This window comes from Roseburia sp. AF25-13LB (assembly GCF_003478915.1).
Taxonomy (GTDB): domain Bacteria; phylum Bacillota; class Clostridia; order Lachnospirales; family Lachnospiraceae; genus Roseburia_C; species Roseburia_C amylophila.
The window spans coordinates 343,509-362,022 of sequence record NZ_QUFO01000002.1 but is presented as its reverse complement, the minus strand read 5'-3'; the positions used below and the strand labels follow the sequence as shown (position 1 = coordinate 362,022).

The window sequence follows — 18,514 nt, the reverse complement described above, 5'->3', positions numbered from 1 at the left end:
AGAGGTGAGTGCTAAAATTTTCAGACAATTTTTGTTAATTTCTATTTTTCTTATATTTAAAAGGAATTCAGCAGTCCTTTCAGCCCTTCCTCTTTATAAACTCCCTTATAATATGCAACTTCATCTTTTATCATCTCATCAATCACCTGCATTCCAAGAAGTTCCACCGGTGCCTTATCATCTGTAAGAATATAATCGCCCTTTTCATAGGAAACGGTATCTGCCAATACCTCTGTCATCATTCCCTTTAACTCCTGATTCTCAAGCTTGGAAATGTTGTTAGAAAGATTCTTTAAAATTTCTCCATTGTCGGATGCAAACAGTTCCCGGTTTGTAGAGCCTGCCACATCCACAGTATATTCTGTTCCAAATACACTTCCTATGGTGTCGGAAAGATACTGGTTAATATTTCCTTCTTTCTGCCCACGCATGTTCATATTCACCACCATTACGCCATTTTCATTTAAATGCTCTTTTACCAGCGTAAAAAATTCAACGGAAGACATCTGAAACGGAATCGTAATATCCTGATAAGCATCTACCATAATGACATCGTATTTCTTATCGGATGCATTTAAAAATGCTCTTCCATCATAAGTCGTTACCGGCACATCCTCCGAAAGTGAAAAATACTGTCTGGAAAGCTTTGTAATCTTCTCATCAATTTCAACACCTTCCACATTCATATCTCCAAAATATTTCCGGCACTGGGTTGCATAAGTACCGGTTCCCATTCCAAGAATCAGCACATCCATGTCTGATATTTCTTTGTCTTTTAACATAAGCGGTGCCGCCATGGCATAATCATAATACATGCCGGTCAGTTCATCCTGCTTCATATACACAGACTGCACACCGAATAACACATTGGTGGATAAGGACACCTTGTCCTGATTTTCGTATACCTGAAGATAGTTATATACGGATTCCCCCTCATAGGTCAGATTATTTTCCCAGAATGCAAATGAGTCGGAATATCCAAACCCGCAGCACAGTGCAAATATCAGAATAGATGCAACTATTTTCTTCTTTCCGGTATGCGCATTGATAAAATATACGATGGATAATGCCAGTAAAATTCCCGCAAAGATAAGAAATGTAACGGATGTTCCTACTGCCGGAATTGTCACAAAGGTTGGGATAAAGGTTCCAATGATGCTTCCGATGGTGTTAAATGCCCCTAAGGTACCTACTGTCTTTCCGTTGTCATCTAAATTATCAACAGAATATTTTACCAGGGATGGTGTTACCGTTCCCAACAGAAACAGCGGAAATACGAAAATTACCATGCAGGCTGCAAAAGCTGCAATAATCAGGAAATTATTATTTACCGCAAAGATTAAAAGGGCTGATATTCCTATGATAATATATTTTCCCACTACCGGAATTAATGCAATCCAGATTGCGGCAATGATAATTCTTCCATACAGTTTATCCGGGTTCGGTGATTTGTCTGCCGTCCTTCCGCCATAAATATTTCCCAATGCCATGGCAATCATAATGGTTCCGATAATGATTGTCCAGACTATCTGGGAAGAACTAAAATATGGTGCAAGTAATCTGCTTGCGCCTAACTCTACTGCCATCACTGACATTCCTGCAAAAAAATTCCGTCAAATACAAAAATAACTTTTTCATATACACCTCTTTTATTTTCTTTCAATATCAATCATAAGATACTCCGACTTACATCCCGTTTTAAACTTAATCGCCCAGTCGGAAATTCCTGATGTTACAATAAAATTCGTATTTTCTCTCTGCTCATATCCATAGACACGGTCATCCGGTGTCATTTTCGTAAGATTCTCAATGGTCATCAGCGGGAATAGCTGTCCACCGTGGGTATGTCCGGAAAGAACCAGATCCACATTGACATTCTGCTGCGCTGCATAATCCTGTGGCTGATGGTCTAATACAATGGAGAATTTATCCGGATCAAGGTTTGCCGTCAGTTCTTCCATTGTGGCTCTTTTTTCTGCATATTCTTCGGATTTATCCTGTCTTCCTATTATATAGAATTTATCCGCAATCAGTTCTACCTCATCCTGCAGAACATGTACCTGATTTTTTTCTAATTCCACTATCAAATCATTTCCATCATAGCCCCGGTATTCCGGCGGATAATATCCTTTATCATGATTTCCAAAGACATAATATACACCATAAGTCGCATCAAGCTCTCCTAATGCTTTGCAGCAGGCTATCATATCTTCTTTTGTCGTATCATCATCCACAAAGTCTCCCACAATCAGAACCACATCCGGGTGCTGCTCCTCTATGGTTTTCATATGCTCGGCAAAGCCTTCCCCATGAAAAGTTGTCCCTACATGGGAATCTGCAAATACTGCCACCCGAAGGCTTCCTACTTCCTTATCCGTCTGAATCTGATAGTCCGTCTCCCATACATGATGTGCCAGATACCAGCCGCTTCCAAGATATCCTATGGTAAATACAAGTGCCACAGCTCCGGCATAATATCTTTTCAAAGATCTCTTCCGGCGTTTTTTTATCAGTGCAAAAATTCCGTCACTGATAAGCCAGAATATAATCAGATGCAGAATGCATACTATAGCATTCATCGAACCCCACGCTACCCAGAGTATTACGGTGATTCCACATACCAAAACCGCACTAATTAGGATGCGCAGCCACTTTTTTCCTTTTGTTATTTTATTCAGGAAACCAAATTTTCCAATCCGGTTTATCAGATAGATGATTCCTGCAAACGCACTGAAAAACAGTACTATCATTAGTATTGCCCACATCTTTTAAATCCTCATTCCATCCTTTTTATTCATTATCTGTTTATCCGTCTATCATTCATCTACTCATTTATCTGTTTAATCAATTTTATCAGCTCATCCACGTCTTCCATTGTCGTTGCCCAACTGGTTGCAAAACGAATTACCGTATGGTTCTCATCCTTTTTCTCCCAGAAGCTGAATTCAACTTTTTGCGCAAGCTTTTCCATAAATGCATTCTCTACCACGCAAAAGACCTGATTGGTGGGAGCATCCAGATAAAGTTCGATTCCATTTTCCTTTAAGCCTTCCCGAATCTTATCTGCCGCTGCAATTGCCGGCTCTCCGATATGCTCATATAAATCATTTTCAAATAACACATCAAACTGGATGCCAAGTATCCGTCCCTTGGCAAGCAGTGCTCCATGCTGTTTTACAATGGTGAAGAAATGCGGAATAAGCCCCGGCTTTGGAAATACCACCGCCTCTCCAAACAATGCACCGCATTTTGTTCCTCCGATATAAAAGGCATCGCAGCATGCTGCAATATCTTCTAATGTCACATCATTCACCGGGCATGCCAGTGCATAAGCAAGTCTTGCTCCATCTAAATAAAGTGGAACACCATTGCTGCGGCATACTTTACTTAATGCTTCTAATTCCTGCCTGTTATATAAGGTTCCATATTCTGTCGGCTGGGAAATGTATACCATTCCCGGCATCACCATATGATCACGGTTGCCATCCTCTTTAAATTTATTTAAGACTTCTTCTACCTTTTCTGCGCTGATTTTTCCATCTGTCTGCGGAATCGTCAACACTTTATGTCCACCCGCTTCAATAGCTCCTGCCTCATGGGAACTGACATGTCCGGTCTCTGCCGCAATCACTCCCTGATAGGATGCTAACAGGGCATCAATTACCGTGGCATTGGTCTGTGTTCCTCCCACCAGAAAATGCACCTCTGCCTCCGGTGCATTGCAGGCTTTCCGAATCTTTTCCCTTGCAGTTTCCGAATATTCATCCAGTCCGTATCCGGCACTTTTTATCAGATTTGTCTCCGCTAACTTCTTGAGAATTGCCGGATGAGCTCCTTCCATATAATCACTTGCAAAAGCTAACTGTGCTGCCATTTTTCTTTTCCTCTCTCTATTCTATATTGACATAGATTCTTCTTCTATGATTTTTCCTACTTCCTCCGGTTTGATTTCCACATTTATTATACGGTTCCATCCTATCAGACGCAAATAAATTTTTCATAAAGAACTCCCGGAACATCGTTTTTCCGATACTCCGGGAGTCTGCTATCTTTTCTTCTATAATATATTGTCTAAGTTTCTGATTACATCAGTTTACGGAATAAAACTTTCAAATCCTCTACATTTGTATCCTTTGGATTGCCCGGTGCACAGGCATCAGCAAAAGCGGATTCTGCAAGGAATTCTAAGTCTTCTTCCTTTAACGCCTCTAATTTTGTTGGAATTCCAACATCTACAGATAACTGCTGTACCGCATCAATGGCTGCCTTTCTGTATTCTTCTACAGACATATCATCAACGCCTTTTACACCCATTGCTCTTGCAATCTCACGATATTTCTCACCAGTGCATTCTGCGTTGTATTCCATTACGATTGGAAGCATCATTGCACAGGCAACTCCATGTGGAGTATCATATACAGCACCTAATGTATGTGCCATGGAATGTGCAATTCCAAGTCCTACATTAGAAAATCCCATTCCTGCAATATACTGTCCTAATGCCATTCCTTCACGGCCTTCTTTTTCATTGGCAACTGCACTTCTTAAAGATCTGCTGATAATTTCAATCGCTTTCAAATGGAACATATCAGTCATTTCCCATGCAGCCTTTGTAGTATATCCTTCAATGGCATGTGTCAGTGCATCCATTCCGGTGGAAGCTGTCAGTCCCTTTGGCATAGATGACATCATCTCCGGGTCAATTACTGCGATAACCGGCATATCATGCGGGTCTACACATACAAATTTTCTCTTACGCTCTACATCTGTAATTACATAGTTAATGGTAACTTCTGCTGCAGTTCCGGCTGTTGTCGGTACAGCAATAATCGGAACACAAGGCTTCTTTGTCGGAGCTACACCCTCTAAGCTTCTGACATCCTCAAATTCCGGATTTGCAATAATGATACCAATTGCTTTTGATGTATCCATAGATGAACCACCACCAATTGCAATGATATAATCTGCTTTTGATGCTTTAAATGCTTCCACACCATGCTGTACGTTCTGAATGGTAGGATTTGCCTTGATATCAGAATAGATTTCATAAGCAAGTCCTGCTTCATCCAATACATCGGTTACTTTGGATGTTACACCAAACTTAATCAAATCCGGGTCAGAACAGACAAATGCTTTCTTAAATGCTCTTGCCTTTGCCTCGTTTGCGATTTCTTTAATTGCTCCTGCGCCATGGTAGGAAGTCTCGTTTAACATAATTCTGTTTGCCATTTTATCTTCTCCTTTGTCCTTTATTGATACCTCTATTTTACCAATGAAAAAGACAAATAAAAAGTTACAAAAAGGCAACTCTGTCACTTGATTTTTCAATATCTGTCATGGACAAATTCCACTCTCAATCATCATCCGTCACCACTATATCATCTGCAATTTTTCAAATACTGCTTTCAGTTCTGCCGGCACCGCTTCCGTCAGTGCCTTTGCCAGTTCCCTCGGTGTAGTCTTCTTTCTTCCAAGCACCCACTGAATTGTCATATAAACTGAACCCTGGCAATACATTTCCAGAAGGAAATGAAGATGCTCCGATAATTTCTGTCCTGATTTCTTTTCTATTTTATCCGTATAAAACCGGGTAATCAGTTCAAAATCATGGTCTCTTAAGCAGTTCTGGCTGTCTGATTTAAATGCAGCCCTGAAAAATAATTTTTCCTGTTCAATATATTCAAATTTCTTTACCAGCCCCTCATATACCGTCTTTCCCTCTCCCATATGTTCAAAGGATTCTGCTAAAATTTTGTCAAAATACCAGTTTATCAGATCATATTTATCCTGAAAATGACGGTAAAATGTCTGTCTTGTCGTTCCGCTCAGTTCCACAATCTGCCGGACTGTAATCCGTTCTATCGGCATCTTCGCCATACACTGCTTCATGGCATCTGCCAGCCGGTATTTCATCTGTTCTGCTTTCTGAACATTCTGCTCCATGCCTTCTCCTCCACTTACTCTGCCAATCTACTATCGTCAGCATAGCACCAACCTGTGAAAAAGGCAACCTGACCATTTTCGCCTATAAAGTTTTCCTGCGTTTCCAACGCCAGATTACAATAGAAAGGAGAACTGCCACATAATCCGTCAATGCCTGTCCGTAGATAACACCGTGCAGACCGAGCAATGCATTCAAGCCGTAAAGCACCGGAATCAAAAGTACGCCCTGTCTCAATATAGAAAGAATCGTTGCCGGAAGTGCATTTCCGGTAGACTGCATACAGTTCATATTCATAAATAAAATGCCAATGACCGGACCGGAAATCATATAAGCAATCAGCATTTCCACACCATAATTTATGACCTCTGTATCAGAAATAAACAGGCGGATAATCGGCTCCCGGAAAAAGAAAAACAGTGCTGTCGCCAATACACCTACAATCAGACAGCATTTCTTCGTATAACGTTCCACTGTAATAAAACGCTCCCTGTTCCCTGCACCGTAACTATAGCCTAATAACGGTTGTACTCCATTTGCCAGTCCCATCTGTAAAAATGTGATAAACATATTTGCCTTAAATACAATTCCAATAGCCGCTACCGGTGCATTTCCATATGCCACCAGAATCTGGTTTAAAATAATCGTAGAAATGCTCATCAATGCAGAAAAAATAGCTGTTGGAAGTCCTGCCGAGCATACCTGGGACAGAATTCTGTCCCCACATTTAAAATACCGGAATGCCATAGACATGTTCCTGCTCTTTCTACAGAAATACCAAAGATAATATACACTCGCCATTATATTTCCAATAGTCGTTGCAATGGCTGCGCCTGCTGCACCCATACCAAATCCACTGATAAATATCGGGTCTAAAATAATATTGGCCACGGTTCCTATCATACTTCCTGCCATAGCTTCCCGGCTGGCTCCGTCCGCACGCACAACAAAGCTTGCTGCCGCAGACCAGATAATAAACGGTGCACCATAAGAAATATATGTTGTGTATCCTTTCGCCAGTTCATAAGTATCTGCATCTGCTCCAAACAATTGTAAAACCGGCTGCATTCCAACCAGTAAAATTGCAGCAAAAACAATTCCCACGATAAGTGATGCATAGGTAATAAAAGAAGAAACCTGCTTTACTCTTTTTTCCTTCTTTTCGCCCAATGCCATAGATGCCGCTGCGCTTCCGCCCATACCAAACATATTGGCAAATGCCATGAATAATATAAAAATCGGATTCGTCAGACTGACTGCTGCCACCTGCAACGGATCCCCTGTCTGCCCTACGAAAAATGTATCCGCCATATTATAAACGACAGTAACCAGACTGCTGATGACACTTGGAATTGCCATCTTTGCTACTGCCTTCGACACCTTCATGCTGCCCATTAATTCATTTTCGTCCATTGTAACCCTTCCTTTCTGCCGGTAAAATCTGCTTCCCAAAGACACTCATCGGCCTCTTGTAACTTTAAATTTCTCATTCCAGATTCCGAAGCATCTTCTCGGCAATTCTTAAAAATTCTTTTCTTTCTTCTTCCGTAATTCCCTGTAATAAAAGTTCTTCCGATTCCGTAATTTCCTTTCGCAGAATATGTTCAATCTTCCGCGCCTGTTCTGTAAAAACAATCTTCTTATATCTTCCATCCTCTGATTCCGGCACCCGGCAGATTAGTTCTGCCTGCTCAAGATTCTTTAAAGTCTCTGTTGCAGTAGACGGACGCAAGCCAAATTCTTCCTCAATCTCTTTCTGGTATACCGGATGGTTTTCTGATTCCACCAGAATATAATTTAAGATGTTACCCTTTGCTCCGCTGATTCCGATAGATTCCTGTATTTTCTTAGAACGTCTGCGGAGCCGGTTGGATATTTTATTAATTACCTTTCCTGTTTCCATGGCAAATCTGTTCCTTTCTTTAAACTTATTACTATTTCTAATTAGTTCGGTTCCTAAGTATTTTAGCCAGATTTTATTCCATTGTCAACTTTCTATTTTATCTACTCTATTTCTTCATGCATAATATTCCTTTTCCCGGCTCATGCTAATGCCGATATATAAACTTTTCTTAGGCGATTATGAAAAAGAACGTAAGAATTTATTTCAAAAATTTTAAATATAGAAGGGCATTGGAAGTAATTTGTGCTGAAATGCCCTTCTATAGTAAAAATTTTGAAAGAAAAATATATCTTTTCGCAATCGTCCAAAAAATTTTCTATAAAAGGAGATTATCGTATGGGAAATAACATGGATTTAAATTATGAAATGTTCTGCTATCAGTGTGAACAGACAGCCGGTGGCAAAGGCTGTACAAAGCTTGGCGTATGCGGAAAGACACCGGAAATTGCCAACCTGCAGGATTTACTTATTTTTCAGATAAAGGGAATCAGCTGCTACGGAAAAGTGCTGGTGGAGCAGGGACAACATATGGACAAATCGATTGTAAGCTTTATTGAAAATGTACTTTTTACGACACTTACCAATGTAAATTTTGATGCAGATGTACATGTGGCACTGCTCCGGCAATCACAGCAAATCAAAGAAGAGCTTCACAATTTGGTAGGTGAAATTTCGAATTCCACACTCCATGCCACCTATCATCTGCCGGATTCAAAAACGGATATGTTAAAGGATGCTCCTATGGCGGGCATTATGTATGACAAATCCTTAGACCCAGACATCCGCTCCCTCCGTCAGACTATTCTCTACGGTTTAAAAGGTATCAGTGCCTATGGTCATCAGGCAAGAGAATTAGGTTACTTCAGTGATGAAGTGGATGACTTTTATATACTGGCATTAGAAGCCATTACCGATGACCGGCTGACTGTCGAAGACCTGATCCGTCTGACCATGCGTACCGGTGAAATGGCTATTGAAGTCATGAAAAAACTGGACGATGCCAATACCACTATTTATGGCAATCCTTCCCCGCATAAGGTAAATGTTACTATTAAAAAAGGGCCATTTATCATTGTCTCCGGTCACGACTTAAAGGATTTGGAAATGCTGTTGAAGCAGACGGAAGGCACCGGCATCAACATCTATACCCATGGTGAAATGCTGCCCTGCCACGGTTATGATGGACTGAAAAAATATTCTCATCTTGTAGGTAACTTCGGTGGAGCCTGGCAGGATCAGCAGAAACAGTTTGACAACATTCCAGGCTGTATCCTGATGACCACCAACTGCCTGATGCGTCCGAGAGATTCCTACAAAGACAGGATTTACAGCACGAATGTAGTAGGCTGGGATGGTGTGAAACATGTCGGTCGGAAAGAAAATGGAGACAAAGATTTCAGTGAAATCATAAAACAGGCAATTGAACTTGGCGGTTTTCAGGAAGACCAGCCGGCAAAAGAGATTCTGGTAGGTTTCGGACACCACGCTGCCTTAAGCTATGCCCCACAGCTTGTGGAAGCTGTTAAAAGCGGACAAATCCGCCATTTCTTCCTTATCGGCGGCTGTGACGGTGCCCGTCCGGGACGAAATTACTACACTGACTTTGCCCAGATGGTTCCATCTGACTGTATGATTCTGACGCTTGCCTGCGGAAAATACCGTTTTAATAAACTAGATTTTGGTGAAGTAGCAGGGCTTCCACGTCTTTTGGATGTGGGACAGTGTAATGATGTCTACTCTGCCATCCGCATTGCTACTGCACTTGCAGATGCTTTTGAAACGGACGTAAACGGACTTCCACTGTCACTGATTATATCCTGGTATGAACAGAAAGCGGTTGCTGACCTGCTTGCCCTTTTAAGCCTTGGCATTCATGATATTTATTTAGGTCCAACGCTTCCTGCCTTCATCAGTCCAAATGTGCTGCAGTATCTTACCGATACCTTCCACATAAAGCCAATCAGCAATGCTTCCGATGATATCAAAACCTGCCTGAAACAAAGCCTATAAATAATAAACCTCCTTACCAGTTTTCTGGTAAAGAGGTTTTTATTTATGCAAAATCTATTTTCCTGTCTGATTTGCAATGCAGACGCAATACCATTTATCATCTGTCTGACTGACATCATGATTACAGTTGATAATCGGATGATTCAGGTCATTTGGTGGAATGTAACGCACCACACCGATTCTTCCATCGGACATCTGTACCTTTACATCCCGGTAATTTTCCACCATATTTTTCACAAATAAGTCTACCAGGCGTTCATCCAGTCCCGGAAATTCGCCCTTTTTAAATTTCTCCAACACATCAAAAGGAATCATGGATTCCTTATAACTTCTCTGGGAAATCATGGCATCATACACATCGGAAATGGCGGTAATCCTTGCCAGCAGAGAAATCTCATCTCCTGCAATCTGATCCGGATAACCCTTGCCATCCAGCCGCTCATGATGATGTCTTGCCGCTAACCGGATATCTTCATCTACATTATCCCAAAGCAGCTCATATGAATAAACGGGATGAGCTTTTATGATTTCAAATTCTTCTTCCGTAAGTCTTCTCGGTGCATTTAAGATTTCTTCCGGTATCTTCGTCTTTCCGATATCGTGCACTAATCCGGCGCATACCAGCTTTTTAATCACCGGTTCCGGAAGCTTCAGCCACTGCCCGATAACACCATTGGTAAATGCTACGTTCAGGGAATGGCGCTGCAAATTCTCATCCATCTCTCTCGGTGCATCAATACACTGAAATATTTTAGGAAAATCCAATACCTTAATCTTAGTAAAAATATCCTTTGTAACAGTCTCCGTTGCTTCCATATTAATTTCGGAAGCATTTCTGGTTACAGAAAAAATACTGTCTACATCGTTTTTTAATGCTGTATAGCCGATTGCTTCTTCGTATACTCTCTGCAATGCAGCTCTTGGTGCTTTTCCACTGTTGAGAATTTCCTGATAAGTTTCCTCACTGGTTGTAATATATCCACCACGTTCAAACTTGGAAAGTTTATCTAACCGGTCCTGTGTCAGGACTTCGCCCCGTTTCAAAAGCAGCACCGAACCTCTGTCATTATAAATATCTCCGGAAAGTTCCAGGCCTTCCCATAAAAAATCAATTGGAATTTTTCTAAGTCTCATTCTGTCACTCCGCCCTTATATATTCCTGTCACGAATCATCATGCAGCCATACTCTTCTGTCTTAAGATTTGCATTCTGTATCCGGACAATCCGATATGTCTTCTGTAACATTGTATCTCCAAGTTTCACGCAAATCCGCAGTTCCGTTCCAACTGTCCCGCTTCCTGCCATTGTCTGAATCAGAATTCCATTTCCACTGATATTACAGGTTTCCATTTCAATTGGCTTCTGCAATTCAATTAATGTTCCATCCACAATAACAGATTCTATATATCCCTTTTCTTTTAAGGGATAACGGGCATGCTTCCGCTTCTCACCATTCTTACTCCTGCCCAGCTCGATTTCTACTTCATTGGCAATTATAACCTTCCGAAGATTACCGGTAGCTTCTACCAGGCTCCCATTCGGTCCAAATATGATAACCGTCACTGCATGCTCCATCCGGTTGTCCAGGCTTCCTGCACTAACCTTTACTACTTTACGGATCGGATCATAAGATTTAATTCTTGTATCTAATACCCTCTTCCCGCCGGCAATTTCCTTTACAATAATCCGGCAGCCATTTAACTCCATCATTCCTGCCATAATTTGCATTTCTCCCTGATACTGTTGTTCACCTATTATCCATATCTCATTTCTGTTTGATATATTTTATCACGCCTATCCCGGTTTGAAAATATTTTTACCAAAAATAATAGTATAAAACCAGTTGCACAATCAGTATAAATGGCATTCCTATTACAAAGTACCAATGTTTTGTCTTATGACGGAACAGATACATACCTGCCCATGTCCCAATGCTTCCTCCCAGTATGCTTACCAGAAATAATGTTTTTTCCGGAATACGCCATTTATGACAGATGGCTCTGCGTTTATCTATTCCCATGACGGATAGCCCGACAATATTTGCAATTATTCCATATGCAATTGCTATTTTCTGAATTGTATTCATTCTTTTCTCCTTTTTCAAATATTAATTTTCGGTGATTGCGAAAGGAAATAGTCTTTGCCAGAAAATATTACGGCGATTTACAGCGGATTCTCTTTATCCGATATGAAATGCCAACAATTCTTACAATGCGTGTTTTTCTTGCATATAAACTGTCTTTCCGGTTGCTTTGACTGAATAGCTGCGCTGTCCGTCGAAAGCAGATGCCGCATAACGCCTGCAAGGGGCACAGGGAATTTCGGCATAATTATACTTTCTTCTGGCAACCGGCACAAATTCACATCCATGTTCAAATGTGCCTCGCTGGTACATCCCTGTACCAGCGTTGCCTGTTGCCAGACGAAATTCCCAGTGCCCCTAACAGCCCTTATCAGGCATCTGTACTTCGGCGAACCGTGCAGCTATTCTGGCAAACATTGGAAAGACTGTTTTCATAACCAAAAGAAAAACACGCATTTTAGAACTGTGGTATTTCATAACGAAAGAGAATCTGCTGCAAATCAACGTAATATTATTGCAGTAAATCTCTTCTTTCCTTTCGCAATCCCCCGGATATTAATTTTTTAAACAATGCCGAAATGTAAAAATCCCCTCTTCCAAAATCAGAAGAGGGGAAATCATTTCTGTTACTTATGCATTCTTCTTTGCAAAGCGTGTTTTGAATACAAACCACAGCTCTGTTGCAATACAGATAGAAGAATAAGTTCCGCTCACAATACCTACCATAAGAGGAAGTGAGAAATCTTTAATGGATGCAACTCCAAGGATATAAAGCAGGAATACCATTACAAAAGTTGTAATTGAAGTATTTAAGCTTCGAGAAATTGTCTGGGAAATGGAGCGGTCAGCTATTTCGGTTAAGCTTTCCTTATCCACATTTCTTACCAGATGCATATTCTCACGGATTCGGTCAAAGATAACGATGGTATCATTGATGGAATATCCGATGATTGTCAGCATTACTGCAATAAATGTACTTCCTACTGACAGACGTAATAAGGAGTAACAGGTTAAAATAACCAGTACATCATGAATCAGTGCTAAAATAGCAGAAGTTGCAAAACGAATGTCTTTAAACCGGAACCAGATATAAACCAGCATACAGATTGTTGCAATTACTACTGCCCAGACCGCATCTTTTGTCATTTCACCACTGATAGTGGAACTGATATTAGTAGAGGAAACAGTTGAAGTATCTACACCAAGATTTTCTTCTAATGTAGTATTTAACTGCTCTCTTTCGTCCAAATCAAGGCTTCTGGTCTTAAATACAACCTGTGTGCTTCCTTCTACCTTCTGAGCCTGCACACTGGAATCGCCAGTCACATCTTCAATCAGAGGAATTACTTCAGAATCTAATTCTGCAAGAGTATAATCTTTACCCATATCTACGGTTGTAGATGTACCACCGACAAATTCAAGGCTTAAGTTCAATGCGCCCTTGCCATTGGCTTTGTTTACGCCCATTCCCACAAATCCGGCAATGATAATTACTGCTGAAACAATAAAGAATACGTGGCGTTTTGCAATAAAATGCATTGGACGGCGGTCTTTCTGTCTTCCATAGAATTTTGCATCACGGAAACCAATTACATACAATCCATGTAATACCAGTCTTGTTACAACTAATGCAGTAAACATAGATAATACGATACCGATTGCCAGTGTATAAGCAAATCCTTTTACGAAACCGCTTCCCTTAAATGCCAGCACTGCTGCAGCAATCAGGGTGGTGATATTTCCGTCTAAAATTGCAGATAACGCTTTCTGGAATCCGGTCTTAATCGCTGTCGAAACAGTCTTGCCGGATGCAATTTCTTCCCTGATACGGGCGAAGATAATAACATTTGCATCTACCGCCATACCAATGGAAAGGATGATACCTGCGATACCCGGAAGGGTAAGTGTAATTTCAAAAAGATAAATAACTGCAACTACCATTGTAGTATAAATTCCAAGTGCTATGGTTGCTGCCACACCTGAAATCCAGTAGTAAGCAATCATGAATACCGCAATCAGGGCAAGACCGATTGCTGCTGCCTTTAATGCCGTTGAAATTGCTTCTGTACCAAGCTGTGCTGCTACTATCTGGGACTGTAACTCAGATAACTCTAAGGAAAGAGAACCGATACGGATGTTAGAAGCTAAAGTCTCTGCTTCTTCATAGGAACTCATTCCATCGATTACTGCGCTTCCGCCGGTAATTGCTTCTTTTACACGAGGCGTACTGATTGCCTCGTCATCGTATACAATTGGGCAGACCTTTCCAACGTTGGCAGTGGTTGCATCTGCAAATTTCTGTGCACCTTCATCGGTAAGTGTAAGCTGAACCACATACTGCTTGTTGCCAAGGTTGTCCTGCTGTGTTGCAGCCTGTGCATCCTTTACATCATTACCGGTCATGTAAACATTTCCGTCCGGATCCCGGAACTCTAAGGAACCCGGTTTTCCAAGTTCGTCCAGAATCTTGTTTGCATCCTTTACTCCTGGAATTTCAACGGTGATACGATCATCACCTTCCTGATATACAGATGCTTCTGTACTGTAGCCTTCCACACGCTTCTGAAGCTTGTAAATAGTATCCTTCATCTGCTCGGAAGTCGGATTCTCAGATTCTACCTGATATGTGATGCTGACACCACCTGCCAGGTCCAATCCAAGCTTAATGTTCTTATCTTCGCCTTTTCCGGTTGAAGATAAGATGATAGACGCATAATACGACAGTCCTGCTAAAACCAAGAGAACTGCAAGTAATATGGCTACGCCCTTACTTTTCTTCATTTTCTTCTTCCTTTCTCCTGACTTAAATTTCCGCCTCTGCGGCTTTTATCATAATTGCGCATTCCACACGTTTCTTCTGTAATGCACAACCAATGTCATAGGTATTATGAATATCACCATGGAAATTATAAGAGTTCGCTGCACATCCACCGCTACAGTAGAATCTTGCAAAACACTCTCTGCATTTTTCCTTGGAATAAACATTACAACTCTTAAAGGAATCCCGGATATCGGTACGTTTTAAGCCTTCAAAAACATTTCCCATCAGGAAATCTTCATTTCCAACAAACTGATGACATGGATATAAGTCTCCCCAAGGTGTTACTGCCAGATACTCGGTTCCGGAACCACATCCGGAAAGTCTCTTGGCAACACAAGGACCACCCTCCAAATCAATCATAAAGTGGAAGAAGTTGAATGCTTTTCCTTCTTTTTTCCGTTTTACCATCTCTTTTGCCAGTGCATCATATTCTGCAAAAAGCTGTGGCAGGTCTTCCTCACGGATGGCATAATCATCTGTCTCCTGTGCCACAACCGGCTCTACGGAAATCTGCTTAAAACCAAGGTCTGCCAGATGCAGTACATCCTTGGAAAAATCTAAATTATGATGGGTATAGGTTCCACGCACGTAGTAGCGTTCTTGATTTCTGCTGTCTGCAAATTTCTGGAATTTCGGAACAATCACATCATAGCTTCCCTGACCACCACGGAACGGACGCATATAATCATTGACTTCTTTTCTTCCGTCAATACTTAATACAACATTGTCCATCTCTTTATTAGCGAACTCCATAATATCATCATTTAAAAGAACGCCATTTGTGGTCAGTGTAAACCGGAAATTCTTATTATGTATTTTTTCCTGCTCTCTTCCATATGCTACCAAATCTTTTACCACCTGGAAGTTTAAGGTAGGTTCTCCACCGAAGAAGTCCACCTCTAAGTTCCGGCGGTTGCCGGAATTGGCAATCAGGAAATCCAATGCAGCTTTTCCTACTTCATAGGACATTAACGCACGTCTGCCGTGATATTCTCCCTCTTCTGCAAAACAGTATCTGCAGGCAAGGTTACAATCATGGGCAATATGCAGACACAGTGCTTTTACTACAGTAGGACGCTTTGTTACATCACCGATGTATTCTTCATAATCATCCGGTGTGAACAAATCTCCGTTCTTCTGCAATTCCTCTATCTCTTCAATTGCTTCTTTTATCTCCGCCTCATCATAGGTCTTATTCAGTCTCTGTATGATTTCTTCACGGCTTGTCTCTTCCCACAATGCAATGACATCATAGGTTAAGTCATCCACAATATGGATGGCGCCGCTGTTTACATCCAGGACAATATTATAGCCGTTGTTTTTATACTGGTGAACCACTACAATATTTCCTCACTTTCTTACAACATTATAACGACCGTCCGCGCAGGCGTACGGTCGTTTCGTTCGTTCTCAATCTGAACTTCTGGTAATTATTTGCAATGCTCGCAAGTCTGGTTTCCTACAGTACAGGAAGTCTTGCATGCTGACTGACAAGATGTCTGGCACTCGCCGCATCCGCCCTTCTTTACTGTATTCTGTAACTTTCTTGTATTCAGGGTCTTAATATGTTTCATCTCGTTATCTCCTTTCGAAAAAATACCTCTAGTTAGTATAACACATAGTCTTTCATAAGAAAAGCACTTTTTTTCAACTGAGCATTCCGCCCACAGTTCCCGAAGCAGTGCATAAAATCAGTGTTGTAAGGATGTGCTGCATCCCGGAATCCAGTCCCTTTTTCAATATCAGGGACACAATGAGCAGCACCGCAAAATATAATAGCCCCATCACGGCTCCCCACAGATATTTCCGGCTCTTCTTAATCTTTCCAATGATGAAGCCGCCGACAAATCCCACTACAATATAGCTTATGATAATGCTGATATTTACCGCAGCTTCGCTTAATTCCATTTTATATAAGACTGCCGCCAGAATAAAAAGCAGTATTCCCGTCAGAATATACATGACCAGCAACACTTTGCCCATTGTCGTAAAAAGATTTCCTTTTCCTGCCACCTTCTCTTTTCCCATATATCCTCCATCCATCTTCGTACCTTGCGTCTGTATCCGTAACTTATTTTTTATATCATGTTCCGGATACATTTTCGCTTTGTACTATATATGAAAAAAAGATTTATATTATGTATAAAAATGTCTCCTACCGTTTAACTTTCCAATCACGGATAAAAATACCAGAAATGCCGGAATATTTTTCCATCCTGTTTTATCTTCTCTGTTTCCTGAAAGCCAAGTTTATGAAGCAGTCCCAACGATGCTTCATTCCCCGGCTCCACCAGACAGTCAATTCTTCGAAATTCAAGATTATTTTTTACCCATGCCATGATTGCCTGACAGACCTCATATGCATAACCCTGCCTCTGGTATTCCGGTGCAATGACATAGCCCATCTCGATAATTTTTTCGTCAAGCAGTTTGCGATAGTCGATCCCGGCTCTTCCAATCAGTTGATGGGTGTCTTTTCCCTTTACCAGCCACATGCCATATCCATAGTAGCCATACATATTTTCAATGTATGCTCTCTGGTACTCCTCCTCTTCCTGCCTTTCGTAAAGGGGCTCGATATAATCGGAGATTCCCTTCTTATTATATAAATCAAATAAATCGTCCATGTCATCTAACGTAATCTCTCTCAGATAGCACCGCTTTGTCTCTAGTATCCGCCACGGCAGGTGATGCTTCCGCTGAAATGTCCGAAGTAAAAATTCTGTGTCCACTTCTTCCAGTCCAAGAAGCAGCATATCCACATTGCTTAAAGGCATCTGTTTTGAAAAATCCGGCACTTCATAGCCAATGATGGTAAGCTGGTCTGAGTCAGAATCTGCCTCCTTTTTCGCCCATGCCACTTCTTCCGGATCTGTTGCAAGCAGCATACATTCCTCCGGCTTTACATGATGTCCGCTCAGGAAAAATGTGATATCTTTTTCCAAATCAGCATCTGTAAAAAGAAGTTCCACTTTTTTCTGCTCTGACAGTTCTTTTTGCAGGCGGCTTAATGCATGTTTCTCTTCTTCAGAAAGTTTTTCTTCTAATGTTTCTTTTCGTATGATACAGTTCCAGTTTACAGTATTCCAGTGGCACATATTTCCTTCTCTCTTTCTTTACAAAAAAGCCTTTTTCCGCTATAGTAGAACTACATTCTGTTATGCAGGATGAATTCAATGAACAGAAATGAGGTATCTTACAATGGCTCAGAATCCTATTATTACATTTGAAATGGAAAACGGAGATATTATGAAAGCGGAATTATATCCGCAGGTTGCTCCTAACACAGTAAATAACTTTATCAGCCTTGTCAACAAGGGATTTTATGATGGACTTATCTTCCATCGTGTCATCAACGGTTTTATGATTCAGGGTGGTGACCCGGAAGGAACCGGAATGGGCGGTCCAGGATATGGTATCAAGGGTGAATTTGCACAGAACGGCTTTGCCAATGACTTAAAGCATTCTGCAGGCGTTCTTTCCATGGCTCGTTCCATGATGCCAAACTCTGCCGGCTCCCAGTTCTTTATCATGCATAAGGATGCTCCACACTTAGATGGTGCTTACGCTGCTTTCGGTAAAATCATCGAAGGCATGGATGTGGTAAATAAAATCGCAGAAGTTGCAACCGACTACAGCGACCGTCCAATGGAAGACCAACGAATGAAAACCGTTACCGTAGAAACCTTTGGTGTTGATTACGACGAACCGGAAACCGTATAATTCCAAGCTCAACAGCCGTATCCGTGTATACAC

General features: G+C 41.2%; 17 protein-coding genes. 2 read left to right on the top strand and 15 right to left on the bottom strand.

Annotated features, from left to right (window positions below; translation table 11 throughout):
* Positions 1–56: 56 nt before the first annotated feature.
* The 7 genes from DWY37_RS04885 to DWY37_RS04855 all read right to left on the bottom strand — a co-directional run bounded on the left by DWY37_RS04885 (position 57) and on the right by DWY37_RS04855 (position 7,844).
* Positions 57–1,586, bottom strand: a complete 1,530-nt coding sequence (locus DWY37_RS04885; protein ID WP_118056702.1) for a spermidine synthase — start codon at positions 1,584–1,586, stop codon at positions 57–59.
* 63 nt (positions 1,587–1,649) lie between these two features.
* Positions 1,650–2,765 carry a metallophosphoesterase gene (locus DWY37_RS04880; protein WP_118177123.1) on the bottom strand — a complete coding sequence of 372 codons (1,116 nt, stop codon included), beginning with the start codon at positions 2,763–2,765 and terminating at the stop codon, positions 1,650–1,652.
* A 59-nt stretch (positions 2,766–2,824) separates the two neighbouring features.
* A complete protein-coding gene (locus DWY37_RS04875) occupies positions 2,825–3,874 on the bottom strand; it encodes a threonine aldolase family protein (RefSeq protein WP_118541316.1) in 1,050 nt (349 codons plus the stop codon).
* A 209-nt stretch (positions 3,875–4,083) separates the two neighbouring features.
* Complete coding sequence (fucO, locus tag DWY37_RS04870) at positions 4,084–5,229, bottom strand: lactaldehyde reductase (RefSeq protein ID WP_118541314.1); 1,146 nt, start codon at positions 5,227–5,229, stop codon at positions 4,084–4,086.
* Positions 5,230–5,373: 144 nt separating this feature from the next.
* Complete coding sequence (locus DWY37_RS04865) at positions 5,374–5,943, bottom strand: TetR/AcrR family transcriptional regulator C-terminal domain-containing protein (protein ID WP_117840586.1); 570 nt, start codon at positions 5,941–5,943, stop codon at positions 5,374–5,376.
* 82 nt (positions 5,944–6,025) lie between these two features.
* Positions 6,026–7,354 (bottom strand): MATE family efflux transporter, encoded by a 1,329-nt coding sequence (locus DWY37_RS04860; RefSeq protein WP_118173144.1) that lies wholly within the window; start codon positions 7,352–7,354, stop codon positions 6,026–6,028.
* Between the two features lie 73 nt (positions 7,355–7,427).
* Complete coding sequence (locus DWY37_RS04855) at positions 7,428–7,844, bottom strand: MarR family winged helix-turn-helix transcriptional regulator (protein ID WP_022243914.1); 417 nt, start codon at positions 7,842–7,844, stop codon at positions 7,428–7,430.
* Between the two features lie 336 nt (positions 7,845–8,180).
* Here DWY37_RS04855 and hcp point away from each other — a divergent pair, with 336 nt between their 5' ends.
* A complete protein-coding gene (hcp, locus tag DWY37_RS04850) occupies positions 8,181–9,854 on the top strand; it encodes a hydroxylamine reductase (protein ID WP_118541312.1) in 1,674 nt (557 codons plus the stop codon).
* A gap of 54 nt (positions 9,855–9,908) precedes the next feature.
* Here hcp and DWY37_RS04845 read toward each other — a convergent pair whose 3' ends face one another.
* The 8 genes from DWY37_RS04845 to DWY37_RS04805 form a co-directional block, all read right to left on the bottom strand.
* Positions 9,909–10,988, bottom strand: coding sequence for an HD-GYP domain-containing protein (locus tag DWY37_RS04845; RefSeq protein WP_117946503.1), 1,080 nt, complete (start codon positions 10,986–10,988; stop codon positions 9,909–9,911).
* Positions 10,989–11,003: 15 nt separating this feature from the next.
* Positions 11,004–11,573 carry a PilZ domain-containing protein gene (locus DWY37_RS04840; protein ID WP_158551983.1) on the bottom strand — a complete coding sequence of 190 codons (570 nt, stop codon included), beginning with the start codon at positions 11,571–11,573 and terminating at the stop codon, positions 11,004–11,006.
* A gap of 97 nt (positions 11,574–11,670) precedes the next feature.
* Positions 11,671–11,940, bottom strand: coding sequence for a DUF1294 domain-containing protein (locus tag DWY37_RS04835; protein WP_117697532.1), 270 nt, complete (start codon positions 11,938–11,940; stop codon positions 11,671–11,673).
* Positions 11,941–12,567: 627 nt separating this feature from the next.
* Positions 12,568–14,718, bottom strand: a complete 2,151-nt coding sequence (gene secD / locus DWY37_RS04825; RefSeq protein ID WP_117697530.1) for a protein translocase subunit SecD — start codon at positions 14,716–14,718, stop codon at positions 12,568–12,570.
* Between the two features lie 22 nt (positions 14,719–14,740).
* Entirely contained in the window at positions 14,741–16,096 is a 1,356-nt protein-coding gene (scfB, locus tag DWY37_RS04820) for a thioether cross-link-forming SCIFF peptide maturase (RefSeq protein WP_022244182.1), read from the bottom strand.
* 92 nt (positions 16,097–16,188) lie between these two features.
* Entirely contained in the window at positions 16,189–16,332 is a 144-nt protein-coding gene (gene scfA, locus DWY37_RS04815) for a six-cysteine ranthipeptide SCIFF (protein ID WP_022244181.1), read from the bottom strand.
* Between the two features lie 73 nt (positions 16,333–16,405).
* Positions 16,406–16,786, bottom strand: a complete 381-nt coding sequence (locus tag DWY37_RS04810; RefSeq protein ID WP_022244180.1) for a TIGR04086 family membrane protein — start codon at positions 16,784–16,786, stop codon at positions 16,406–16,408.
* Between the two features lie 146 nt (positions 16,787–16,932).
* On the bottom strand, positions 16,933–17,856 hold the full coding sequence (locus DWY37_RS04805; protein ID WP_118541308.1) for a GNAT family N-acetyltransferase: 924 nt from the start codon (positions 17,854–17,856) through the stop codon (positions 16,933–16,935).
* A 103-nt stretch (positions 17,857–17,959) separates the two neighbouring features.
* On the opposite strand from DWY37_RS04805, the gene DWY37_RS04800 reads away from it, so the two are divergent.
* Positions 17,960–18,481 (top strand): peptidylprolyl isomerase, encoded by a 522-nt coding sequence (locus DWY37_RS04800; RefSeq protein ID WP_117840572.1) that lies wholly within the window; start codon positions 17,960–17,962, stop codon positions 18,479–18,481.
* Positions 18,482–18,514 lie beyond the last annotated feature (33 nt).